The organism is Acinetobacter sp. YH16040_T (genome assembly GCF_024605785.1).
In the GTDB taxonomy this organism is placed as follows: Bacteria; Pseudomonadota; Gammaproteobacteria; order Pseudomonadales; family Moraxellaceae; genus Acinetobacter; species Acinetobacter amyesii.
The window spans coordinates 1,600,878-1,623,928 of the sequence record NZ_CP094541.1; the positions used below are offsets into that span (position 1 = coordinate 1,600,878).

The 23,051-nt window shown below is 40.1% G+C and carries 24 protein-coding genes and 1 pseudogene; 9 read left to right on the plus strand and 16 right to left on the minus strand.

What is annotated here, in order from left to right:
• Positions 1–4 precede the first annotated feature (4 nt).
• On the plus strand, positions 5–3,610 hold the full coding sequence (gene uca / locus MST16_RS07785) for an urea carboxylase (RefSeq protein WP_180011702.1): 3,606 nt from the start codon (positions 5–7) through the stop codon (positions 3,608–3,610).
• Between the two features lie 22 nt (positions 3,611–3,632).
• On the opposite strand, the gene MST16_RS07790 is transcribed toward uca, so the two are convergent.
• From MST16_RS07790 to MST16_RS07815, 6 genes are all read right to left on the minus strand, one after another.
• Positions 3,633–5,027: a DUF4209 domain-containing protein gene (locus tag MST16_RS07790; RefSeq protein WP_257245701.1), complete on the minus strand. Its 1,395-nt coding sequence runs from the start codon at positions 5,025–5,027 to the stop codon at positions 3,633–3,635.
• Positions 4,973–5,539 carry an IS630 family transposase gene (locus MST16_RS07795; protein ID WP_111886146.1) on the minus strand — a complete coding sequence of 189 codons (567 nt, stop codon included), beginning with the start codon at positions 5,537–5,539 and terminating at the stop codon, positions 4,973–4,975. The genes MST16_RS07790 and MST16_RS07795 overlap by 55 nt, the downstream gene beginning before the upstream one ends.
• A complete protein-coding gene (locus MST16_RS07800; protein ID WP_004973749.1) occupies positions 5,529–5,984 on the minus strand; it encodes a helix-turn-helix domain-containing protein in 456 nt (151 codons plus the stop codon). Before MST16_RS07800 ends, MST16_RS07795 begins: the two co-directional genes overlap by 11 nt.
• A 52-nt stretch (positions 5,985–6,036) precedes the next feature.
• Positions 6,037–6,300 (minus strand): hypothetical protein, encoded by a 264-nt coding sequence (locus tag MST16_RS07805; RefSeq protein WP_180011125.1) that lies wholly within the window; start codon positions 6,298–6,300, stop codon positions 6,037–6,039.
• Complete coding sequence (locus MST16_RS07810; protein WP_180136600.1) at positions 6,285–6,647, minus strand: hypothetical protein; 363 nt, start codon at positions 6,645–6,647, stop codon at positions 6,285–6,287. The genes MST16_RS07805 and MST16_RS07810 overlap by 16 nt, the downstream gene beginning before the upstream one ends.
• Positions 6,648–6,817: 170 nt before the next feature.
• Complete coding sequence (locus MST16_RS07815) at positions 6,818–7,900, minus strand: putative zinc-binding metallopeptidase (RefSeq protein ID WP_180011142.1); 1,083 nt, start codon at positions 7,898–7,900, stop codon at positions 6,818–6,820.
• A gap of 446 nt (positions 7,901–8,346) precedes the next feature.
• Between MST16_RS07815 and MST16_RS07820 the strand changes: the two genes are divergently transcribed.
• Genes MST16_RS07820 through MST16_RS07830 form a run of 3 tightly spaced genes read left to right on the plus strand, consistent with a single transcriptional unit; the run spans position 8,347 to position 10,015 of the window.
• Positions 8,347–8,787: a CopG family ribbon-helix-helix protein gene (locus tag MST16_RS07820; RefSeq protein ID WP_078190923.1), complete on the plus strand. Its 441-nt coding sequence runs from the start codon at positions 8,347–8,349 to the stop codon at positions 8,785–8,787.
• 11 nt (positions 8,788–8,798) lie between these two features.
• Positions 8,799–8,996, plus strand: coding sequence for a hypothetical protein (locus MST16_RS07825; RefSeq protein WP_168377511.1), 198 nt, complete (start codon positions 8,799–8,801; stop codon positions 8,994–8,996).
• Complete coding sequence (locus MST16_RS07830) at positions 8,993–10,015, plus strand: ABC transporter substrate-binding protein (protein ID WP_180008840.1); 1,023 nt, start codon at positions 8,993–8,995, stop codon at positions 10,013–10,015. Before MST16_RS07825 ends, MST16_RS07830 begins: the two co-directional genes overlap by 4 nt.
• A gap of 97 nt (positions 10,016–10,112) precedes the next feature.
• On the opposite strand, the gene MST16_RS07835 is transcribed toward MST16_RS07830, so the two are convergent.
• Positions 10,113–10,781, minus strand: a complete 669-nt coding sequence (locus MST16_RS07835) for an epoxyqueuosine reductase QueH (RefSeq protein ID WP_180011145.1) — start codon at positions 10,779–10,781, stop codon at positions 10,113–10,115.
• 145 nt (positions 10,782–10,926) lie between these two features.
• Positions 10,927–11,367: an Rrf2 family transcriptional regulator gene (locus MST16_RS07840; RefSeq protein WP_180011147.1), complete on the minus strand. Its 441-nt coding sequence runs from the start codon at positions 11,365–11,367 to the stop codon at positions 10,927–10,929.
• A 108-nt stretch (positions 11,368–11,475) separates the two neighbouring features.
• On the opposite strand from MST16_RS07840, the gene MST16_RS07845 reads away from it, so the two are divergent.
• From MST16_RS07845 to MST16_RS07865, 5 genes are all read left to right on the plus strand, one after another.
• Positions 11,476–12,363 carry an NAD(P)/FAD-dependent oxidoreductase gene (locus MST16_RS07845; protein ID WP_180011149.1) on the plus strand — a complete coding sequence of 296 codons (888 nt, stop codon included), beginning with the start codon at positions 11,476–11,478 and terminating at the stop codon, positions 12,361–12,363.
• A 474-nt stretch (positions 12,364–12,837) separates the two neighbouring features.
• A complete protein-coding gene (locus MST16_RS07850; protein ID WP_180011151.1) occupies positions 12,838–13,827 on the plus strand; it encodes a putative oxygenase MesX in 990 nt (329 codons plus the stop codon).
• A 293-nt stretch (positions 13,828–14,120) separates the two neighbouring features.
• Positions 14,121–15,149, plus strand: coding sequence for a methionine synthase (locus tag MST16_RS07855; protein ID WP_078193780.1), 1,029 nt, complete (start codon positions 14,121–14,123; stop codon positions 15,147–15,149).
• A gap of 104 nt (positions 15,150–15,253) precedes the next feature.
• Complete coding sequence (locus MST16_RS07860) at positions 15,254–15,748, plus strand: flavin reductase (protein WP_180011153.1); 495 nt, start codon at positions 15,254–15,256, stop codon at positions 15,746–15,748.
• A 45-nt stretch (positions 15,749–15,793) separates the two neighbouring features.
• Positions 15,794–16,594, plus strand: a complete 801-nt coding sequence (locus MST16_RS07865) for a sulfite exporter TauE/SafE family protein (RefSeq protein WP_078193778.1) — start codon at positions 15,794–15,796, stop codon at positions 16,592–16,594.
• Between the two features lie 140 nt (positions 16,595–16,734).
• Here MST16_RS07865 and MST16_RS07870 read toward each other — a convergent pair whose 3' ends face one another.
• The 8 genes and pseudogenes from MST16_RS07870 to MST16_RS07905 form a co-directional block, all read right to left on the minus strand.
• Positions 16,735–17,064, minus strand: a complete 330-nt coding sequence (locus MST16_RS07870; RefSeq protein ID WP_180011156.1) for a multidrug efflux SMR transporter — start codon at positions 17,062–17,064, stop codon at positions 16,735–16,737.
• Positions 17,065–17,071: 7 nt separating this feature from the next.
• On the minus strand, positions 17,072–17,338 hold the full coding sequence (locus tag MST16_RS07875; RefSeq protein ID WP_180092614.1) for a hypothetical protein: 267 nt from the start codon (positions 17,336–17,338) through the stop codon (positions 17,072–17,074).
• A 47-nt stretch (positions 17,339–17,385) separates the two neighbouring features.
• A protein-coding gene (locus tag MST16_RS07880; protein ID WP_099046175.1) for an IS3-like element ISAba14 family transposase occupies positions 17,386–18,530 on the minus strand; the annotation gives its coding sequence in 2 pieces (ribosomal slippage) (positions 17,386–18,266 and positions 18,266–18,530; 1,146 coding nt in all).
• An 84-nt stretch (positions 18,531–18,614) separates the two neighbouring features.
• Positions 18,615–19,238, minus strand: a pseudogene (locus MST16_RS07885) (hypothetical protein); the annotation flags it as partial.
• Entirely contained in the window at positions 19,235–20,251 is a 1,017-nt protein-coding gene (locus MST16_RS07890) for an isopenicillin N synthase family oxygenase (RefSeq protein ID WP_180005637.1), read from the minus strand. The pseudogene MST16_RS07885 and the gene MST16_RS07890, both read right to left, overlap by 4 nt.
• 81 nt (positions 20,252–20,332) lie before the next feature.
• Complete coding sequence (locus MST16_RS07895) at positions 20,333–21,214, minus strand: ABC transporter ATP-binding protein (protein WP_180005636.1); 882 nt, start codon at positions 21,212–21,214, stop codon at positions 20,333–20,335.
• Positions 21,214–22,158, minus strand: a complete 945-nt coding sequence (locus MST16_RS07900) for an ABC transporter permease (RefSeq protein ID WP_180005635.1) — start codon at positions 22,156–22,158, stop codon at positions 21,214–21,216. The genes MST16_RS07895 and MST16_RS07900 overlap by 1 nt, the downstream gene beginning before the upstream one ends.
• Before the next feature lie 187 nt (positions 22,159–22,345).
• Entirely contained in the window at positions 22,346–23,047 is a 702-nt protein-coding gene (locus tag MST16_RS07905; protein WP_180011160.1) for a Sir2 family NAD-dependent protein deacetylase, read from the minus strand.
• Positions 23,048–23,051 lie beyond the last annotated feature (4 nt).

The window sequence follows — 23,051 nt, forward strand, 5'->3', positions numbered from 1 at the left end:
TACCATGTTCAATAAAGTCCTCATTGCCAACCGTGGTGCAATCGCGTGTCGAGTGATCCGTACACTCAAAAAATTAGGCATTCAATCTGTTGCTGTGTATTCCGAAGCAGACCGTGATTCTTTGCATGTGACCTTGGCGGATGAAGCAGTATTTATTGGTGATAGTCCTGCCAGCCAAAGCTATTTAAATGTCGATAAAATTTTAGAAGTCGCAAAACAAACAGGTGCAGAAGCGATTCATCCGGGCTATGGTTTCTTGTCTGAAAATGCAGAATTTTGTGATCTCTGTGAAGCTCAAGGCATAGTATTTTTAGGGCCAAATTCGGCACAAATGAAATCATTTGGCTTAAAACATATTGCACGTGAACTTGCAATTCAAGCCAATGTACCACTTCTTCCGGGCAGTCAGCTTTTGGCAGATGAAGCCGAAGCCTTAACGGAAGCTAAACGTATTGGTTATCCTGTGATGCTGAAAAGTACCGCAGGCGGTGGCGGTATTGGTATGCGTTTGGTGTGGAATGAAGAAGAGTTGAAAGATGCTTATTCTACGGTTTCATATCTTGCCCAAGCCAACTTTAAAGATGCAGGCTTGTACCTCGAAAAATTCGTACAAAATGCCCGTCATATCGAAGTGCAGATTTTTGGTGATGGCAATGGCTTAGTTTTAGCACTCGGTGAGCGTGATTGTTCGGTGCAGCGCCGAAACCAAAAAGTGATTGAGGAAACCCCAGCACCGCATATCAATGATGATCAACGTGCCTATATTCAATCGGTTGCGATTGGGTTGATGCAGTCGGTGAATTACCGTTCGGCAGGCACAGTAGAATTTGTGATGGATACCGACACACAAGAATTCTATTTCTTAGAAGTGAATACCCGCCTGCAAGTTGAACATGGCGTGACGGAGCAAGTCTTTGGTGTAGATCTTGTGGAATGGATGGTTACTTTAGGCAGTGGCGATTGGATTGCCCCAACAGAACAACTTGAATCGAAAGGTCATTCAATTCAAGTGCGTTTATATGCTGAAGACCCAATCAAAAACTTCCAACCGAGTGCAGGGCTTTTAACGCATGTTGATTTTGATGCGAATGCACGTAATGAAACTTGGGTTGAAACGGGTTCAAATGTCTCATCATTTTATGACCCGATGATTGCGAAAATCATTGTGACAGCGGATGATCGAGACTTGGCAATTGCTGCAATGACCGAAACACTCGGCAAAACATCGGTTGCAGGTATCGAAACCAATCTTGAATATCTACAAAATATTATCGACTGCGATGTATTTAAAGCTGGTACGCAAACCACACGATTCTTAAATACATTTGAGTGGAAAACCCAAAAAATTGAAGTGTTGCAATCAGGCATTCAAACTTCTGTGCAAGATGTGACAGGTCGTTTGGGTTATTGGGATGTCGGGGTGCCTCCATCAGGTGCGATTGATCCATTGTCTTTAAATGTGGCTAACCAATTATTAGGTAATACATTTAATACCGCAGGCTTGGAATGTACGCTACAAGGGCCAAGTTTAAAATTCCATTGTGACAGTCAAATCGTGCTTGCCGGTGGTGATATGCCATCAACCCTTGATGGTATGTCTGTGCCAATGTGGCAAACCGTGAATGTGCGTAAAGGTCAGGTGCTCAAATGTGGCAAAATTGCGACAGGTTGCCGTACCTATATTGGTATTAAAGGCGGTTTAAATGTACCTGAATATCTCGGCTCACAAGCAACCTTCACCTTGGGTCAGTTTGGTGGTCATGCCGGTCGTAATTTATTGATTGGAGATATGTTGCCAATCACGGCATTTACATCTGTACAAGTGACAGCGCTTGCGCCTGAACAAGTGCCGTCATTTAGCCATGAATGGGAAATTGCGGTGATGTATGGCCCACATGGTGCGCCTGATTTCTTCACCAAAAATGACATTGATACTTTCTTTGCCAATACTTTTGAGATTCACTTTAACTCAAGCCGTACCGGTATTCGTTTGATTGGTCCGAAACCTGAATGGGCACGTGAGGATGGCGGTGAAGCCGGTCTGCATCCATCCAATATTCATGACAATGCATACGCGATTGGTGCGATTGATTTCACGGGTGATATGCCGATTATCTTGGGTCCAGATGGTCCAAGTTTAGGAGGCTTTGTTTGTCCTGCCGTGGTGATTAATTCTGAGCTTTGGAAACTCGGTCAATTGAAAGCAGGAGACAAAGTCAAATTTATACCTGTGAGTTATCATCAAGCGAAACTTTTAAATGAAAAATATCATGTGCAATTAGAAGCTTTAGATACAGAAGCGGTGGCATTTGATGAGTCGTTCTATCCTGAGCTATCAACACTGAAAAATGCAGTTCTCGCTACCTTAAAAGGTGAAAATGGTGCGCCTGATGTAGTGTATCGTCCTGCTGGCAATAATTACATGTTGGTGGAATATGGCGAGTTGGTGCTAGATCTGAACTTACGTTTCCGTATTCATGCCTTAATGCAATGGGTTCAAAAGCAAAATATTGCCGGCATTATTGACCTGACACCGGGAATACGTTCGCTACAAATCCATTTTGATTCAATCAAACTTAATCAAATTGATTTACTGCGTTTATTACAAGTCGCTGAAGCTGAACTGCCTGATGTGACTGAAATGCAAGTCCCATCACGTACCGTATATCTGCCACTCGCTTGGGAAGATTCGCAAACGCAATTGGCAACGGAACGCTATATGCAAACCGTGCGTCCAGATGCACCGTGGTGTCCTGACAATATTGAGTTTATCCGTCGTATTAATGGTTTAAAAGACAAACAAGCGGTCAAAGATGTGGTTTATGACGCGAGTTATTTGGTCATGGGTTTGGGCGATGTGTATTTAGGCGCACCTGTGGCAACACCTCTTGATCCTCGCCAGCGTTTAGTGACGACGAAATACAATCCTGCACGGACATGGACACCTGAAAATGCTGTCGGTATTGGCGGTGCATATATGTGTGTCTATGGGATGGAAGGTCCGGGGGGCTATCAATTTGTGGGTCGTACTACGCAAATGTGGTCTCGTTACCGTAAAAACCCTGACTTTGAGCAAGGTATGCCGTGGTTATTACGCTTTTTTGATCAAATTAAGTTTTATGAAGTTTCTGAGTCTGAACTTATGCAAATGCGTGAGGACTTTAAAGCAGGTCGCTTAAAACTGCGTGTAGAAGAAGGTGTGCTGAACCTAAAAGAATACAATGACTTTTTGACTGAAAATGCCGAATCTATCTCAGCATTTAAATATGTCCAACAAGCCAATTTTGATGAAGAACGTCGCCGTTGGCATGAAGCAGGGCTTGCAGAGTATATTTCTGAAAGTTTAGATGCTGTAACTGATGATAGCGATATTCAAATACCTGATGGTGGCTGTGCAGTGGAATCGCACATGCCGGGCAGTATTTGGAAAATTGAATGCAAGTCAGGTGATATTGTTGAAGAAGGTGCAACACTTGCTGTGATTGAAGCGATGAAAATTGAGATCCCCATTATTGCGCCTGAACGTATGAAGGTTTCTGAAATTACCATTGAAAAAGGGCAGACGGTGAAAACGGGGCAGGTGTTGTTTACCTTGGCGCCTGTGGCTTGATGATATAGGAAAAAAAGACCGCTTAGGCGGTCTTTTTTAAATATTTATCATATTGATAAATAATTAATAATAAAATATGGATTAATCTATCAGATGATGTTTGAGTAAACTTGTTCGTGCTTATTCCATGACAAATATCATTTCTAAGATTCCAACCTCTTTGGTCCGTAAGAACAGTTCTGCAATAAAATGAAAAATCATCTCCAAAAATTTCTATAAATTTAGCATTAGCTAATAATCGATCTAATGTTTTTAAGTTGTATCCACCTGTATGATTATTGGATTCAAAAACATCAATATAATTCACTAAAATTTTCCTGACTAGGAATTCAATTTGAGGAATTATTAAATGTATAAATGTGATTGCATCCTCTCTATAATATGCATCTATACCCAATCTCAAGATTTCTTTATTGTCTTCTGTAAATAAAGGAAGAGTATATAAATGATCTAAAAATGAATCTGTATCTTTAAGATGATCTTCTTTTAATTGATTTATAGCTGTATGTAATGCAATGGAAATTGTTGGAGCAGCAATATCTTCAGCCTGTTGCTGAAATAGATTTCCATTTGGATCTTCTTCCAATGACTTCACAGTCGCCACCTTTCTTCCATTATGATCTAAGTAAATTTTATTTTGAAAAAACAACTGCTGAAAAAAAGAGCCACTTATTTTATTTTGTAGATTGCTTTCAGTTTGGTGTTTTTTAGGGATAAAAAACAAAAGTGTATTGTCCAAACATTTTATCAAGTTATCTGATTTGAGTTGAATCATTAACTGATCGATTAAATGGTAAGGAATTCTGACTGGAATAGATATTTTCTGTAAGAGTTGCGTTTGTTGAGGAGATATTCTTTGAATTTTTTCCATAATCACAGATGCTTCGGCCTTCCTACTATTTTTTATATATTGACCATATAAAATCTCATAGTCACTAACTTGGAGTAGAACATTTTTGTTTTTAGTTCTGAGCTTTACAATTTCGGCAAATATAGCTAATACTTCAGTAATTTTAGATTGATCGTCAATACTTCGGTAATAGCTTAAAAGAAAATTCACGGCTTGTTCGCTTACATAAGGTTCAGTACCTCTTAGTGGCGTTTCACTCACACTTAACTGTTTTAGACGAGTTAATCGATCGAACATCTCATCAATAATTTTCTGTTTAAGTGTTTTATTTAAATATTTGCTTTTCCCTACTATAAAAAGATCAAAGCAGAGTCCCCAAGTTCCACATAAGTCATCTTCAGCAATTTGAGATTCTATTTGTATAGCTAGGTCAATAATTTCTTTTACTAAGTTTTCTTGATTTTTGGAACTAGCAATAACATAAGCACGTTTTATCAGACTATAAGTTGTCATTAAAAAGTAAACATGTATTCTTTTCCGAATTGGTTTGATACTTTCTCCACCCATTGCTCTATTTTATCAGCTGTCATGACTTGAAAATCTCGCCAATAATATTTCATCTGCTTCCATACCATCTCGATTCGATTTAACTCAGGGCTATAAGCTGGAATAAAATACAGATTCGTCGAAAAGTTAGTTTTAAGTAGCTCTCTGTAATCAGCCATCTTTTTACTTCTATGAATCGAGGCATTATCAACAATAAGAACCAATGGAAGGTTATACGTCTGTTTAACTTGTTGAGCTATTCCAGTTAAATAGGCATAAAACCAAGTGCTTGTAACTGACTCTTGTAAACAACTTGTCACCAGTTTCCCCGTTGAAAGCAAACACCCCATGACATTAACTCGTTTTAATCTTATTGCATCAACCGCATGAACATTACCTATCTTTGTCCACGCATAGCGGTTATCAGGTGTAGATGAAAACCCTGTTTCATCAACATAACCTAATATAATTTCACCACGTGCCGCTTGCTCTCGTAATTCTTCAATCTGCTGTGTTGCTTGTTCAAATACAATCGGATCTCTTTTTTTTCAAGCTATGACGGGTACGCTTGAAGACCATACCTGAATCACGTAAAAACTTACGAATGGTTTCAACAGACACGGACACTTCGTATTCTTCATGTAGTTTGACTCGGATTTGTTCTGCATTGAGTGGACTTGTATTGACCCAATCTAAGATTTTCGCCTGATAGTCTGAGATCAATGTATTGGGTCGACCTGAGCGATGACCTTCTTTAATCGATTCAAACTCATACAATTCCCAACGTCGGCGTTGTAGCCTTATGGTTTCTGGGATACGTTCTTGTAGAGTGGCAACTTCTGCAACACTTTTACCTTCGGAAAGCCAGAGAATAGTTTGGGCACGTTGTCTTTCACGCCAATGTTTTGCATGTTTGGCCAGAAAAATGAGTCGTTCTCGCTGTTCTAAACTAAGTGGTACAGAAACAATCCGAGGCATGTGTGAACATCTGTTAACTAAAAAAACCTTTTCGCATGATTAGTTATTTTTGTCAACTTAAACTTTCAGGCATTTGCTGATAGTCAAAACGGGTAAATGATGAGGTGATCAGACGTGATAAAGCCACATTATAAAAGGTGCGGACTTGTCCCTGACGCAAATCAAATAAGCGTTCTTCTGGGGCTTGAGCGGATTTAAATAGATAGACATAGCTGTAACGCAGACTGAAATCAAAGTCTGCAAGCTGCTGATCCATACACATTTTAATTTTGCTTGAAGCTAATTTTCCGCTGTGTTGTTTTAAGCTTTTTTGCATTGTGGATTTTGATCAGCGCTTAAAGCACGTGCCATGTACAGCTCACTTGCTGCTGCATAGACTTGAGCAATATCTAAAGTTTCATTATTACGCATTTTGTGAATACAGCTTTCAAGCGCATTTAAACAAGATTGGTCGCTTTCATTCACCATTAACAGGATTTGATGGCTAAATGTACTGAGCTTCTGATGGGTTAATATGCTATCTGTTTTATTATTTAGTGACGCACTGAGTTGATTTTCTTGTAATTTGACCAATTGGCATCCACTGAGCAAACTCAGGCTGATGATACACATGAAACGAACAGGTAAATGCGTGAAAGGCATCATTGGAAAGGTCACAGGCATCTATTTTTTGTTATTTTAACCTTTATAAAATAGTAAAAATAGGGCAGGTGTTACAGCGCTCAATTCTAGAAAATTACTACGTATACATCCTTTCTATAAGCTAATGTACGAATGCTGTAATACAGAAAAGTTGATCTGAGGTTCAAACAATATCACGTATTAAATTTAATCTAATTGTGCTGCTGGTTTTTTAAGGTCATGTTGAGCAGTTTGTGGTGAATGAATCGTAATTTATCCAATACTGGATTCGACAATGTAAATGGATATGCATCATCTAGCCCCATGCTGCGGTTCAGTGCATTTAAATTAAAGGTTAAGGTCATCCAGTGTTGCAGTAGTAGGTCAAAATCTTGAGCGCCAATCGGGTTTTCTTTCAGTTCTAAATTATTCAAATCCGACTTATTGGTTTTGACCACTAATCCTGCATAGTAGGCTGTTTCTAGGGTGTCCATCATATGCAAATAATGCGCCCATGTTTCCGCCCAATCTTCCCATGGATGCGTACTGGCATATGAACTGACATAGTAATCCGCCCAATTTTGCGGCGCACCATCATTATAATGCCGTTTCAAAGCTTCACTATAATCTTGTCGTTCATCACCAAACAGTTCTCGAAATTCATCAATCAGCTCTGGGTGTAAATGTTTAATCAAATCAAAATAATAATGACCGCTTTCATGTCTAAAATGACCTAGAAGTGTGCGGTAGTTTTCACCCATTTTTATGCGCGTTGTTTCACGGTAAATCACATCTGCTTCACTGGCATTCAAGGTAATAATGCCATTGGCATGACCGGTAATGACAGGTGTATTTTCTGTTGGCATCAGAAAATCAAAACGAAGTCCAAAACGGTCATCTTGGCTGCGTTTAGGACGCGGCATGGTATTCAGTTGCTGCATTAAATACAAAAAACGCCGTTTGGCATGTTCCAATCGTGCCCAGTACACAATATGGTCTGGGTTATCTAAGTTGGGAATGGTATGTGTCAGTAAGCAAGATTCACAATAAATTTCTTCACTGTCGGCAGGCACCATCCAGTTACATATCTGATGATGCTGATAATTATGACAAGGTTTAAAGCGTTTTCCCTTTATTTCAGGATTTAACGCAAGCCACAGCGTAGTGCTGTGCTTTTCAAAACAGCCCATTTGCTTTTCAGAGGCAATATAACCTAGCGCAGTCTGACAATTGACACAGTATGAATTGGCAAAAAAGATTTGGTTAGAACATACCGCGCAGCTGAAATACTTCATAGGCGTTGAGTGATAAATAGAATGATCAATCAGTATAAATGATGTTCAATGTTGATGAAATAAATTGAACATAGAGTTTGTTGCTTGTCGGTCAATGCTCTTGCTTAAGAACAACGCCCTTAATAAATGGTCCTTCATCAAATGACACATCGCAGCAATAGTGCAAATAAGTCGCTATTAGTGCATTTATTGCACAAATGATGAACAGTAAAATCTAAAAGAAAGTTAAAAGTCCAAAAAATCGATCATTTTTTGTATTTCTCACTTGGCACAGATTCTGCATTTCTATCGATATTACGAAATAAATATTTTGTATTACTTAAACAGGAGATGCATATGAACCGCCATCAATCTGCAACATTTCTGCATCAATTAAAGCATTTATTTATTGAACTACTGAGCGCCCGTGCGGGTTTCTATATTCAGCAAAAAAATAAGGAAAAACAGTGCCTAAACAAAAGCTGGCGCGTATCAGTATTACAGTGCCTGAAAAAACAGTCGATGCTTTGGATCAAAAAATTGTCGATCAGCATTATGAAAGCCGTTCTCAGGCCATTGTCGACATGATCAATAAGCATCTGATTGCCGATCAGGAGCAGCGCAACGAAGTGATGGTTGGCACGTTTACCTTACTTTATGACGCAAGTAGTACGGCGCTACGTATTCAGCTTTTAGATTTACAGCAGCAGTTTTTAGAACAAGTGGTGAGCTCGCTGCATATTCAGCTTGATGACCACAAAATTTTAGAAGTCATGATTCTGCAAGGCGTTAGTTCAGAGCTCAAAGTTATCAGTCAGCATTTTTCAGCACTTAAAGGTGTGATTAAAGGACATTTGGAGTTGATGGACGCTGTGATGCCGCCAATTCCGCAAAATGCAAAGAATTAAGGAGTTTTAAAATGGGCCAATTATATCGATCGCAAGGTCAGTTTAAAGACCGAATCACAGACCAACAGCAAGCACATGCTAATGCAGGTAACCAAAGACCAAATCGTGCAAAGCACAATGCTCAATCTGTCAGCAATCCGAATACACCATCGTTTTTGTACACCAATACCAAATTTAACTGTAATGCCATTGGGGAAATCGCACTATGATCAAAAAAGCCTGCTTATCTGCATCCGTTTTGACCGCCATCTTACTAGGTGGTTGTGACAATACGGCCAAAACACCTGAACCAAATGCTCAGGCAGAAGGCACTGTCAATACAAAAGCCATCACAATTGGCTATAGCGACTGGCCTGGTTTTGTCGCATGGCAAGTTGCTATTGAAAAAGGCTGGTTGAAAGAAGCCGGTGTCAATGTAGATTTTAAATGGTTTGATTATTCAGCCTCACTATCTGCATTTGCAGCAAATCAGTTGGATGCTGTTTTGGTCACTAACGGCGATAACTTAGTTACGGGTTCTGGCGGTACGAAAGGCGTCATGATTATGGCGACGGACTATTCTGCGGGTAATGATGTCATCATTGCTAAAGATGGCGTCAATAGCCTTGCCGATTTAAAAGGAAAAAGTGTCGCGACTGAAAAAGGCTTGGTTGATCATTTGCTTTTAGCGACGGCTTTGGATGATGCAAAAATTCAAGCTTCTGAAGTGAAGTTGGTCAACACCATGACCAATGAGCTGCCACAAGTATTTGCAAGTCCTGATATTGCAGCGATTGCCGTGTGGCAACCGGTCGCAAATCAAGCTTTGAAAGCGGTAGCAGGTTCTAAAATCATTTATACATCGAAAGATAAACCCGGTCTGATTTACGACACATTAACCGTCAACATGACGCATTTATCTGCCAACAAAGAAGAATGGAAAAAAATCATTCAAGTTTGGGATAAAACGGTTAAATACATCAACGACCCTGCAACGCATGCCGATGCAGTGAAAATCATGTCAACCCGAGTTGGTGTTGACCCTGCACAATATGAACAGTTTATTGGAGGCACACATTTATTGGACTTGGCTGCCAATAAACAAGTCTTTAAAAAAGGTACAGGATTTGATTCACTTTATGGCTCGAGTTATCACGTGAACAAATTTAATGTTGCCAATGGCATTTATAAAACCGAAATGGATGTCGATGGATCAATCTATCCAACGTTGGTTGAAGAACTGAAATAAGTTGAAATATAGCTAAAAAAAGCCCTGAATGATGTAAAAATTTCAGGGCTTAACAACATCAAATTAATATCCATAAAAAAATAACGAAGGGCAGAACTCAAGCTTCTTCATCCATCGCATTGGAATAAAACTTCACACCCAATTTGATTCGGTCACGGCCTTGGCTCATACGCCAGCGGTTGGTATCGCGCAGTGAATACACACAGCCGCAGTATTCCTGCTGATAAAATTCTTCTTTTTTACTGATTTCCAGCATACGCACAGCACCGCCATTTTTACGCCAGTTATAGTCCCAATAGGTTATTCCGTCATAATGTGAAGCTGAACGATGCCCGCAGTCATTAATCTGCTGCATATTTTTCCAGCGTGAAATACCCAATGAACTGCTGATTAGGCTAAAGCCATGTTCTGCCGCATATAATGCAGTACGTTCAAAGCGCATATCAAAACACATGGTACAGCGGAGGCCTTTCTCAGGTTCATTTTCCATGCCTTTGGCGCGTTCAAACCAGTTGTCAGTGTCGTAATCACAGTCGATAAACGGAATGTTGTGTTTTTCTGCAAAGCGGATATTTTCTTCTTTGCGGATTTCATATTCTTTAACTGGATGAATATTGGGATTGTAAAAAAAGATCGAAAAATCAATACCAGATTCAATTAATGTTTCCATGACTTCGCCAGAACAGGGCGCGCAGCAAGAGTGTAATAAAAGTTTGTCATGACCTGCTGGGAGAGTCAGTTTCTGACGTTCAAGTTTGTTTGACATAATAATAAGGTATAAATATAAACCTTATATTTTAGCGATTCATGTACCTTTCAAAGCTCGAATATGCTGATTATTTCTAAGTTTGAGCTGAGTCAGATTCAGTACAGTGACTTAAAATTGAAACAAATTTAAAGATCTATTTGTTTTATTTCACGTTCATCTGCTGATTCCATTCAATTTGAAAATCATGTGCCAATTGGTCTAATTGAGTTGCTTTAAGGTTTTTAATCAGCACTTCTTGCGCTTCAAAAAAGGCATGATCAAGTGCCCGATTGACCACCAGTTCTACCAAGCAGTCTGGCTGCATATTTTCATTGCCAATGGCGAAAATAGAAGGTTCACCGACAGCAAGGTAAATGTCATACAGCGAAATGTCATGCAGGGGTTTAATTAGACTCCAGCCGCCACCTGGGCCTTTTTCAGAATCAACAAATCCATGTTTTTTTAAGCCAGACATGGTTCTACGCACCACAACAGGGTTTGTTTCCAGCATTTCGGCAATCTGATCTGAAGTGAAAGGCTTATTTTCACGTGCCATATGCAACAGGACATGTAGCATTCGTGAAAGTTTACTGTCTTTACGCATGAGGAAATAGATTATTGGGGGAATTTATAGATTGTAACATTAAAAGTTTCTTATACGCATATTAAATGATATAGTAACTTTAAAAGTTACATATAGGGCGTTATGAACATGAATTATGAAGTTGTGATTATTGGCGGTAGTTATGCAGGGCTTTCTGCGGCTTTACCTTTAGCACGTGCACGTCGCCGTATTTTAATTATTGATGCAGGGCAACGCCGTAATCGTTTTGCCGAACATTCACATAATTTTTTAACCCAAGATGGCCGTTCCCCAAGTGCTATTGCAGAAGACGCTAAAGCACAATTAGAAAAGTATTCAACGATTTCATGGCTTGCTGAAACTGTTACAGATGTAAAAGCGGTTGATGGAAAATATTCAGTTATCGCAGGTGATCAGCACATTCAAGCTGAAAAAATGATTATTGCGACTGGCGTACGTGACGAATTGCCTCAAGTTGATGGTTTGGCCGAACGTTGGGGGAAATCTGTTTATCACTGTCCATATTGTGATGGTTATGAACTAAATTTAGGTGAAGTCGGCATGCTGGTATCGGGTATGCATTCGTTACATATGGCATTGATGCTACCAGATTGGGGTAATACAACGCTGTTTTTAAATGATGCCATTAGTGCAGATCAATTGGATGATGAGCTATTAGCGAAGCTTTCAAAACGTCAAATTCAGATTGAAACGCGCAAAATTTCACGTATCGAAGGGCTTTGTGAGGTAATTTTTGATGATGGTGAAAAAACAGTGCTTGACGGTTTGTTTGTTTCAACTGTGACTCGTTTGCAAGCAGATTGGATTCATCATTTAGGTTTAGAGATTGACTGCAATGAATATGGCGAGGCCATTAAAACTTCGCCAGCCAAGGAAACAAATGTTAAAGGGATCTATGCTTGCGGTGATGTGACCCGTTCTGGCGGTTCAGTTGCATTATCTGTAGGTGATGGTGCGATGACAGGAATTGTGGCGCATAAATCTTTCATTTTTTAAAGTGATTGCATAGCTGCTAACAAAGATAGGGCAAGTATCTAAATGAGAAATTTAGATATTTGTATCTACATATAAGAAATCACAAAATCAGTTAATTATTTGATCTTTTTTCAGTTTAAGCTGAGTTTAATTCACTTAGGTTAATAAATAATCATATTCTAAAAGTAGACATTCTAATTGATGAGTTTCATTTTTACATCAAAAAATCAGCAAAATTCTGATATGAATACGCAAACAATAAAATCATAAGATATTGTTTATACAATAATTAATTGAATATTATTCTTTGGGGTGATCAGTTTTAAAGTGCGCTCATTGAGCTAAATTGAAATAAATTCATCTTATAAAATTACCAAACATGAATTTCACTCACTTTGTATTGAGGTTAAATCATTTTTATTCATCTTAAGATTCACGTATAAATTACTCCATACAGAAATTTTGATTATTTTAATTTTAGGGTAGTGAATCTCCATGAGTAATAAATTTGCATGTTCAATCAAACGTATCCGCTTTGATGAAAACTATAAACCAGCAGACAATACACGTCTAACAACGAACTTTGCCAATTTGGCGCGCGGTGAGCACCGTGAAGAAAACTTACGCCGTACATTGGCAATGATTAATAACCGCTTCAATACTTTGGCCAGCTGTGACAACCCAAATGCTGACCGTTATTCACTTGAAATTGACATCATTTCTGCGGAGCTGGATGTAGAAGGCAATGGTCAAACTTTCCCGTTTATTGAAACATTAAAAAGCACCATCATCGACCATAAAACCAATGAACGCATTGAAGGCATGATCGGCAACAGTTTTTCATCGTATGTGCGTGACTATGATTTCAGTGTGGTATTGCCAGCACTGGGCTGCAAGTTCAATGAAAAACCTGAAGATTTTGGCGATTTACACGGCAAGCTTTATCAACACTTGATCAATTCAGACGTATTCAAAGCTGAATTTAAAAAACAGCCTGTCATTTGTTTAAGTGTTTCAACGACAAAAACTTATTACCGTACTGCAAATGTGCATCCGATTTTAGGTGTGGAATACACCAATGATGACTATTCACGTACCGATGATTATTTTGCAAAAATGGGCTTAAGTGTTCGTTACTTCAAACCTGAAAATGCGACAGCGCCATTGGCATTCTATTCAGCAAATAACTTACTTAGCGACTATACAGATTTTGAACTGATCAGCGCGATCAGCACCATGGAAAGCTTCCAAAAAATCTACCGTCCTGAAATTTACAATACCAATGCGACAGCAGGTTTAGTTTATCAACCAAGCTTAAGCTTCGGTGATTACTCATTAACCCGTATTGTGTATGACCGTGTTGAACGTGGCCAGTTGGCAGTTAAACAGGGCAAATGGACAGAAGAGAACTTTATCCAGCCATATAAAGACATTCTGAATGAGTGGGCGGCTAATTATAGTATTGAAAATGCAGACGCGGCTTAATTTTAAATCACGAATGATTTAAAGCAGCTGTTTTAAAGAATATGTTTCATGCATCAGTTAATTTTTGATCAATATTTATTTCATAAAGAAATTTCCCTCTCCTTTTAAGGAGAGGGTTAGGGAGAGGATTTATATGAAAAGTGCCCTCATCCTCTTGCGGAGCATGCCCCTCATCCTCTTGCGGAGCACGCTCCTCATCCCAAAGGGAGAAGGGACTCTCAATATGAATTTAATAATCAATTGATGACATTTTGTTTTTGCGAAATTTAGAATATAGAGATAGAAGATCGAATATGGCCATTTTACTCCCAACTTCAACTGCTGGCAGCTTACCTAAACCATCTTGGCTGGCTGAACCTGAAAAATTGTGGTCAGCATGGAAACTTGAAGGCGAAGAATTATTAGATGCAAAACGTGATGCGTTGAAATTATCTTTGCATGAACAAATCCATGCAGGCATTGATATTGTCAGTGATGGTGAACAAACCCGTCAGCATTTTGTGACCACATTTATTGAACATCTTGAAGGGGTAGATTTCGAAAAGCGTGAAACGATGCGTATTCGTAATCGTTACGATGCAAGTGTCCCGTCTGTGGTGGGCGAAGTATCGCGTAAGAAAGCAGTGTTTGTTGATGATGCAAAATTCCTACGCAGCCAAACCAATCAGCCGATCAAATGGGCACTGCCTGGCCCAATGACGATGATTGATACTTTGTATGATGGTCATTACAAGAGCCGTGAAAAATTGGCTTGGGAATTTGCTAAAATCCTGAATCAAGAAGCGTTAGAGCTTGAAGCGGCAGGCGTAGATATCATTCAATTTGATGAGCCTGCGTTTAACGTATTTTTTGATGAAGTCAATGACTGGGGTATTGCGACCTTAGAGCGTGCGCTTGAAGGTTTGAAATGTGAAACTGCTGTTCACATTTGCTATGGTTATGGCATCAAAGCCAATACCGATTGGAAACAGACTTTGGGTAATGAATGGCGCCAATACGAAGAATCATTCCCGAAACTGCAGCAATCTAAGCTCGATATTATCTCGCTTGAATGCCAAAACTCTCGTGTACCGATGGATTTAATCGAACTGATTCGCGGTAAAAAAGTGATGGTTGGCGCCATTGATGTAGCAACCAATCAGGTTGAAACAGCAGAAGAAGTAGCTAATACATTACGCAAAGCATTGCAGTTTGTAGATGCCGACAAGCTATATCCTTCAACAAACTGCGGTATGGCGCCTTTACCTCGCCAAGTGGCGCAAGGCAAACTAAATGCGTTAAGCGCAGGCGCTGCCATTATTCGCCAAGAATTGACCGCATAAATTCGAGCTGACTCAATTTCATGTAAGGGCAATAAGTAAATTAAATTTGCTATTGCCCAAACCTGAGAAAGAGATAAGCCATATAGACCATTGAGATTGAAGAGATGATTGAAGCAACTGATTTTAGAAATGCAATGTCTTTATTGACGACTGCAGTCAACGTGATTACGACTGAAGGCGAAGCAGGCATGCATGGATTTACAGCATCAGCAGTATGCAGTGTGACAGATACACCGCCAACTTTGCTGGTTTGTATGAATCAATCCTCTCGTTCTCATGCGCATTTTCTTGAAAATAAAGTTCTGTCTGTCAATGTTTTGGGCGCACGGCATGAGCAAATTTCCAATGCTTTTGCTTCAAGCAAATTCAGTTCGGAAGAGCGGTTTAAATTGGGTTCTTGGACCACATTAGAAACAGGTTCACCAATACTCAAAGATGCTTTGGTCAGTTTTGACTGTCAGATTGAACAGATTCAAGAAGTGGGTACGCACAGTGTGTTTATGTGCCGTGTGGTCGCAATCAAGCAAAGTCAGCAGGAAGAGAGTTTGGTGTATTTCAACCGTGCTTATCATGCTGTAGGTCAAGTGGAGTTGGCTTAAACCAGTCAGACTTCTTCAATACATCACTTTAAAAGTATCTATTTCGTGGAACTCATTACTTTCTTAATTATTGGCGCATTTGCAGGTTTTGCTGCGGGGCTGTTTGGTGTCGGTGGTGGCACCATCATTGTGCCATTGCTCTATATTGTTTTTAGCCAAATGGGCTATAGCCCTGATGTGATTATGCATTTGGCGCTTGGTACATCTTTGGCTACGATTGTGGTGACATCGATCAGCTCCTTAATGGCGCACAATAAAAATGGCGCTGTGATTTGGCCTGTATTTAAAAATTTAGCTCCGCCAATGGCGATTGGCTGTTTTGCAGGCGCGGGCATTGCAGGCTGGCTGTCAGGTTTGCATCTGCAAATGATTGTCGGTGTGTTTTTACTTTGGGTGGCTTATAACATGTTTATGGGTGCAAAAAAGCCAGTCGATCCCAACAAAACACTGCCATCTACAGGCAAGCAAATTGTGGCGGGTTCGGGTATTGGCGTTGCATCGGCCATCTTCGGGATTGGCGGCGGCAGTATTACGGTACCGTATTTAACGGCAAATGGCGTGGTGATGCAAAAAGCGGTCGGGACGTCTGCGGCTTGCGGTTTACCCATTGCCATTGCTGGTGCATTAGGCTTTATGTTTTTTGGTATGCAACAGCAAGTTGAAATTCCAAATACCATTGGCTTTATTCATATCTATGCCTTTTTGGGCATTAGTGTGATGAGTTTCTTTACGGCTAAATATGGCGCGAAAACTGCGCATGCGCTTTCACCAGCAGTACTGAAAAAATGTTTTGCTGTGCTGTTATGTATTGTTGGATGCTTTTTTCTAGTGAAAGGCATTTTATAGAAGCCGACTGATCACAGTTAATTCATTCGAAACGTATGCTCTAGTGTGCAACAGCAAGCTAGAGCATTTTTATCTATAGCAATTTAAGTCTTTAAAATTTCAGAGATATTATTTAAAAACTTCATTTTAAAACTGACATTTCAAAGCTCTGTGCTTTTAGAAAAAACATTAATAATCACAATACCCAATAAAATAAAGGCCAAACCAATCATGGCAGGCAGGTCTAAATTTTGTTTAAACATAATCCAGCCCACGCATGAAATAAGCACAATGCCTGCAGCGGACCACATGGCGTAGGCCAATCCCATAGGAATCGATTTAAAGGTCAAACCTAAAAAGAAAAGCGCAATGGCATAGCCCAATACGGTAAAAACAATCGGCACAAATTCAGTAAAGCCATTGCTGGCTTTTAAGGCGGACGTTGCAATCACTTCGGCAATGATTGCAATGAGTAAATATATAAATGACATTGATTTCCTATAGGCATTCTACGGCATGGTGCAAGAGGTGCTGTTTTTCATTTCGCAACCAATCTGCACTTTCTGTCGTGGTATCAGTGCGATGCTGAAATGCATAATGTGGAACATAAATATCCACTTCAAATATCAGCTGTATTGCTTGACCGTTAATAATTAGGTTTTGCTTTAAATGTGTTTCATCAATAAATTCAAAATGATCAAAATTAAGTGATTGATCTTGCTGAGAGGAAGTCGTTGTATAGTACTTATGCAGAGGTGGTTCCACTTGTTTGAACAACTAAAAGCGTATTTATAAGTGATATTCCGCTCTAGTTAAGCCACCTTGTTTTGTTGGGGTAGCTGATCATAGTAAAACTCATTTGGTGTCATTTTGTCTAGACTCGAATGAGGTCGTTTCAGATTATAAAACTCAAAATATGCACTCAATTGCTTTTTCGCATCTGTGACACTGCTATAAGCTTTGAGATACACCTCTTCATATTTAACGCTCCGCCATAATCGTTCAACCATCACATTATCTACCCATCGACCTTTACCATCCATACTGATTTGAATGCCATTTGATTTCAATACATCAATAAATGCATCACTGGTGAACTGACTGCCTTGGTCTGTATTCAATATTTCAGGTGATCCATATTTTTCAATCGCTTCATTTAAAGCCGAAATACAAAAATCCACCTCCATACTAATCGATACCCTATGCGCAAGTACCTTGCGGCTATGCCAATCAATCACAGCACATAAATAAACAAAGCCTTTTGCCATAGGGATATACGTTATATCCGTAGACCACACTTGATTACTGCGCTGAATAGCCAATCCTTTGAGCAGATATGGATATTTACGGTGAGCTTGATTAGCCTGGCTTAAATTTGGTTTGCAATATAACGCCTGAATACCCATTTTCTTCATTAAAGTACGTGTATGACGTCGTCCTATATGATGCCCTTGACGATTCAACAAATCACGCATCATACGACTGCCTGCAAAAGGATATTGCATATGTAATTCATCAATACATCGCATCAGCTTCAGATCTGATGAGCTAACAGGTTTTGGGCGATAATAATAACAACCACGAGAGACTTTCAGTAACTTAGCTTGTTTAGATACTGAAATCTGAAGTGAGTGATCGATTAACTTTTGTGGTTGAAGCGGCCCAGTTTCTTCAACACACCTTCTAAAAAATCAATTTCTAATGCCTGCTCACCGATTTTTGCATGTAACTTTTTAAGATCAATGGGAGGTTCTGATGGAGCTTTTGATTGATCGAAAGCTTGTGAGGAAGCTGAGATCAATTGATTTTTCCAGTCAATAATTTGGTTTTGATGAACATCAAACTCAGAACTCAATTCAGCAAGTGTTTTTTCTGCTTTGATCGCAGCAAGTGCTACCTTAGCCTTAAAGTCGTTTGAATGATTTCTTCTTGGTCTACGTGCCATAAAATACTCCATATATTGATGTTTATAACATCATTTGAGGAGCAGAGTATCACTTATAGGAGTTGTTCAAATTTCCGGATCCATCTCTTGCAGACCATCTACAGCGATGGATACTTCAAAGCTTTCAATCACCTTTTCATATATAGTAGGTGCAGATGATATGTTGATGCTGGCAACTGTTTGCTGATCTGTAGGTAAACGGCTCAGTGCGAAGGCCACATGCTTATCACAAATAATTAAACCGCCATCCATCGGCAATGGTTGATGACTTTCTACATCGAGGGCTGACTTCAAACGCAGGCCTAAAAATAGCCCTTCATGAACTTGCTGACGCCAGTCTTCGACATACGCATTGCTCGGAGAGAATTCTAAAATACAGTTGCCAATCGCATGCAACTTGGCAGGCTCTGGCCATTGCACATGATTTTGATAATTTGAGTGTGCTTCAACATCCCAAGACAATAATTGCTGTTCAGCATCCCAAAGAGTGTTGCCAATCCAGCCTTGACGTTCATTCACTGGCGTATTTTCACGGCTTTTAAAACGTAGATCGATGGTGAAACTACGAGACTGAAACCAATACACAATGGTTTTTTCATCCGTTAATCCATTCGAAAAACTGATGCTTTTACGGCGAAAAGCACCATATAAATAGTCTGGAATAGGACCTGAAATCTCTTGGCTTGCTGGAAGTTGTGCTAAAGCCTGAAATAGATTCATGCGCTTGCTCCTTGAACTTCTGTATTTTCATCCATACCAAAAGAGGACAACGGCACAGCATTTCTTAGACTCAGTTCTCCTGAAGCGATACGTTTTTTGAGATAACTAAATGTTTGCGCGGTTTGATTAAATAAATGTTCGCCACCAATTAAGGGCTGATATTTAGGCGCTTCAGTAGAATGTACTGGCTCAATGATCGTGTCGTAATTGCATGCACAGAAAAGAGGAAAAGAGTAGCGCTCTTCAGAGACTTTTTTAACACGGTGCTTGGTGGCCAAATATTTGCCATTCGACAGAATTTCCATCATGTCGCCAATATTCATCACCAAGGTATTTTCAATCAATGGAATATCCATCCATTCACCTTGTTTATTTAATACTTGTAAACCTGGTGCCGTCGGCAAGAGCAGTGTAAAGCACTCATAGTCTGTATGTGCTCCAATGCCTTCAGCATCTTTCACTTCAGGGTTATACGGATAATGGATTAGACGCAGTTGGCTGGTCGGATGGGTAATTTTACGATCAAAAAAATGCTCATCTACATTCAATGCTAAAGCAAAGGCTTGAAAAATCTGCTCGCTAATACTGCGTAAATGGCAGTAATAATCACTGACGGTACTTTTAAATGTGGCATCATTTGGCCATAACGTAGGGCCAAGCAATGGAAATGCCGTAGTTTCGCCGTGATAATCATAATTGACGTCATAGGCTTCTTTTAGGTCGTAGCTGTTGCCTGAAAATTGTTCTTCACCAATTGGTACATATCCACTGTGATTTTTCGACAGCCCAATATAGTGTTGCATTTTACTGGCGGTATCTTGTTGGAAATAACGCTTTGCCACCTGAATTAGTGATGTCGCAAAATCAAAATTGAACTGATCACCTTTTAAATATAGAAAACCAACATCTTTACAGGCTTGATCCAACGCAGAGGCTACTTCTAAACGCTCTGACAATTCCGTGCTTTGCATTTTTGAAATATCAACAAGTGGCAAAACATAAGATTCATTCATCTTCAATTCCTGTAATGTTGGCCGTCCAACGCTGTAGTACATCATTTAGGCCGTCCTAAAGATGAAGAGGGATTAATCCAGTTATTTTTGCGTACTGACTTGGGTCATACGTGGAATTTTCGGTAGGTTTTCCATCGCTGGGTCGAGCTCGTCTTCCTGCGCATGTACCAAGAAATCCACCCGTTCGCGCAGTTGTTTAAATTCAGGACTCAGCATGAGTTCAGGATTACGAGGACGGGGTAAATCGACCTCAATAATTTCTTTAATTTCACCAGGATTGGCTTTGAGCGCCACAATACGATCCGCCAATAAAATCGCTTCATCCATATCGTGGGTCACAAAAATGATGGTGATATCAATGTTTTGCCATAGATCCATTAAATGCTTTTGCATTTTTTGACGGGTATGCGGGTCAAGTGCACCAAAAGGCTCATCCATCAATAATATTTTTGGTTCATTGACCAATGCGCGGGCAATAGCAACGCGCTGTTTCATCCCGCCAGACAGCTGATGCGGATACTGATCTTGGTATTTTTCTAGACCAATAATATCAATCCATTCTCGGGCGCTGGATTCGGCCGAAGCATTGCTGGCACCTTTCATTAAAGGGCCAAACATCACATTTTCTTTGACCGTTTTCCATGGAAAAAGCGTGTAGCCTTGAAACACCATGCCACGCTCAGGGCTTGGGCCTTCAATCGCTTGGTCATCGACCAGCAATTCACCGCTACTGTAAGGATCAAGCCCAGCCACAATTCGGCTAAAGGTCGATTTACCGCAACCCGATGGGCCAATCACGCAGATAAATTCACGTTTATGAATCTTTAAATCCAACTGATTTAAAATAGTGCGTTCAGTTTTGCCGTGCTTGAAACTTTGTGTAAGTTTTTTTGCTTCTAAAATGACAGGGCGTGCATAAATTGCATCGAAATAAGTGGTGGCATTAAACTCTGTGCTGTTCATTATTTTGCTCCTGCTTTCCATTTAAATAGACGTTGACCGAGTTTCATTAGCACCACATCGCACACCAAACCAATCACCCCAATGATGAGGATTGCGGCATAGACATTGTCAAAGTTTTGGTAACGCGCTTGTTGGGTGATAAACCAGGTAATCCCAGAGGTTGTGCCGATCAGTTCAGATACGATCAGATAGGTCCAAGCCCAGCCGAGCAATACACGCAAGTCGCGGTAAATATCAGGAAGCGCTGCTGGAATCACCACATGAAATAAGCTTTTCAATTTATTGGTGCCCAGCGTAAAACCTGCTTCGATCAGGCCACGGTCAACCATCCGTGTGGTATTGGCAATAATCAGAATTTGCTGAAACAGCGTACCAATCACGATAATGGCGATTTTAGGTGCATCATTAATACCTAAAATCGCAACGGCTAATGCACCAAAAGCAGGAGCGGGCAAGTAGCGGAAAAACTCAACAAAGGGTTTGGTCAGTTGTGATATTTTTTGAGAAAAACCGCAAAGAATACCCAGCGGAATACCGATGAGAGAGGCAATAAAAAATGCGCTGAACACAATTTTAATACTGTGCCATAAGCTTTGATGAAACCATGGGGCATCAGGCTGAGCTGGTGGAGTTATAAAAGCCGTAACTAATGCTTTTGCCACTTCATGCGGTGCAGGTAGATAGATTGGATTGACCAGTTTACCTTGCGGCGGTTCTGCGCCTGCATTGACCGCAGATTGCGCTTCAGCATAAAACACCGCTTTGTCTACACGGCTATCCACCTGAAAATAAGGCACACTGCCAGACTGAGTAATTTGCACCTGCGGATGCCATAAAAATGGCAAATAACTCACTGCACACCAAATGAGCACAGGGATTAAAAATGATCCTAAGCCAAGCAATAGCTTACTTTTTGGACTGAGCTCTCTTGCGACATAACCCATACTGACCAAGCCCCAATATTACTTTTTTAATAAAACGTAATACCGTTAAGCAATTTGAATGCCAAACGCGTGTATGCCGTGATTTATTGGTCTTATGCCAAGTTAGATAGGCTATAAACAACAAAAAGCCTGCAAAAGTAGCAGGCGATATCATTTTTTTGATCGATACTGATGCCAAAATGTACTTTTATGGCGCAAGCAATTGCAAAAAAAGTTTTTTCATTCCTTCACTCGCACCCGCTTTAATCAGTTGATACTGCTCAGGTACACGCTGATAATCTGCTTTCGGGTCGATATAAAAGGCACGGCAGTTGGCTGGGATTTCGTGAATCAATCCAGCCACAGGATAGACAGCCAGACTCGTACCAATCACAATAAAAATATCTGCTGTTTGCACACTCACACTTGCATCTTCGTAGGCAGGAACTGCTTCGCCAAACCAGACCACATGTGGCCGTAAAGGATATCCTTCAGGGCATTTATCAGTATCTAAGTTTAAATCAGCACCTTCAATGGGAAACAATTCCTGCGTATATTGCGCCTGAGGGCCAGAGCTTTTTGCGTAACGAATATTTCCATGCAGATGTAGTACATTTTGACTGCCTGCACGTTCATGTAGGTCATCAATATTTTGAGTAATGACTTGTACATCAAAAAAATCATCGAGTTCAGCAATTAATTTATGCGCTGCATTTGGCTCTGCGGCTAAAATATGTTTACGGCGTTCATTATAAAAACGCTGTACTAAAGAAGGGTCACGTGCCCAAGCTTTAGGTGTGGCCACATCTTCAATACGATGCTGCTCCCAAAGACCATCACTATCACGGAAGGTATTGATGCCGCTTTCTGCGCTCATGCCGGCACCTGAAAACACCACAATTTTTTGCATAGAT

What these genes read in the sequence shown, in the direction of transcription:
- uca (WP_180011702.1), top strand. Translation starts at nt 5, where the DNA reads ATGTTCAATAAAGTCCTCATTGCCAACCGTGGTGCAATCGCGTGTCGA.
- MST16_RS07790 (WP_257245701.1), bottom strand. Translation starts at nt 5,027, where the DNA reads ATGGGTGGAGAAAGTATCAAACCAATTCGGAAAAGAATACATGTTTAC.
- MST16_RS07800 (WP_004973749.1), bottom strand. Translation starts at nt 5,984, where the DNA reads ATGCCTCGGATTGTTTCTGTACCACTTAGTTTAGAACAGCGAGAACGA.
- MST16_RS07805 (WP_180011125.1), bottom strand. Translation starts at nt 6,300, where the DNA reads ATGCAAAAAAGCTTAAAACAACACAGCGGAAAATTAGCTTCAAGCAAA.
- MST16_RS07810 (WP_180136600.1), bottom strand. Translation starts at nt 6,647, where the DNA reads ATGCCTGTGACCTTTCCAATGATGCCTTTCACGCATTTACCTGTTCGT.
- MST16_RS07815 (WP_180011142.1), bottom strand. Translation starts at nt 7,900, where the DNA reads ATGAAGTATTTCAGCTGCGCGGTATGTTCTAACCAAATCTTTTTTGCC.
- MST16_RS07825 (WP_168377511.1), top strand. Translation starts at nt 8,799, where the DNA reads ATGGGCCAATTATATCGATCGCAAGGTCAGTTTAAAGACCGAATCACA.
- MST16_RS07830 (WP_180008840.1), top strand. Translation starts at nt 8,993, where the DNA reads ATGATCAAAAAAGCCTGCTTATCTGCATCCGTTTTGACCGCCATCTTA.
- MST16_RS07835 (WP_180011145.1), bottom strand. Translation starts at nt 10,781, where the DNA reads ATGTCAAACAAACTTGAACGTCAGAAACTGACTCTCCCAGCAGGTCAT.
- MST16_RS07840 (WP_180011147.1), bottom strand. Translation starts at nt 11,367, where the DNA reads ATGCGTAAAGACAGTAAACTTTCACGAATGCTACATGTCCTGTTGCAT.
- MST16_RS07845 (WP_180011149.1), top strand. Translation starts at nt 11,476, where the DNA reads ATGAATTATGAAGTTGTGATTATTGGCGGTAGTTATGCAGGGCTTTCT.
- MST16_RS07850 (WP_180011151.1), top strand. Translation starts at nt 12,838, where the DNA reads ATGAGTAATAAATTTGCATGTTCAATCAAACGTATCCGCTTTGATGAA.
- MST16_RS07855 (WP_078193780.1), top strand. Translation starts at nt 14,121, where the DNA reads ATGGCCATTTTACTCCCAACTTCAACTGCTGGCAGCTTACCTAAACCA.
- MST16_RS07860 (WP_180011153.1), top strand. Translation starts at nt 15,254, where the DNA reads ATGATTGAAGCAACTGATTTTAGAAATGCAATGTCTTTATTGACGACT.
- MST16_RS07870 (WP_180011156.1), bottom strand. Translation starts at nt 17,064, where the DNA reads ATGTCATTTATATATTTACTCATTGCAATCATTGCCGAAGTGATTGCA.
- MST16_RS07890 (WP_180005637.1), bottom strand. Translation starts at nt 20,251, where the DNA reads ATGAATGAATCTTATGTTTTGCCACTTGTTGATATTTCAAAAATGCAA.
- MST16_RS07895 (WP_180005636.1), bottom strand. Translation starts at nt 21,214, where the DNA reads ATGAACAGCACAGAGTTTAATGCCACCACTTATTTCGATGCAATTTAT.
- MST16_RS07900 (WP_180005635.1), bottom strand. Translation starts at nt 22,158, where the DNA reads ATGGGTTATGTCGCAAGAGAGCTCAGTCCAAAAAGTAAGCTATTGCTT.
- MST16_RS07905 (WP_180011160.1), bottom strand. Translation starts at nt 23,047, where the DNA reads ATGCAAAAAATTGTGGTGTTTTCAGGTGCCGGCATGAGCGCAGAAAGC.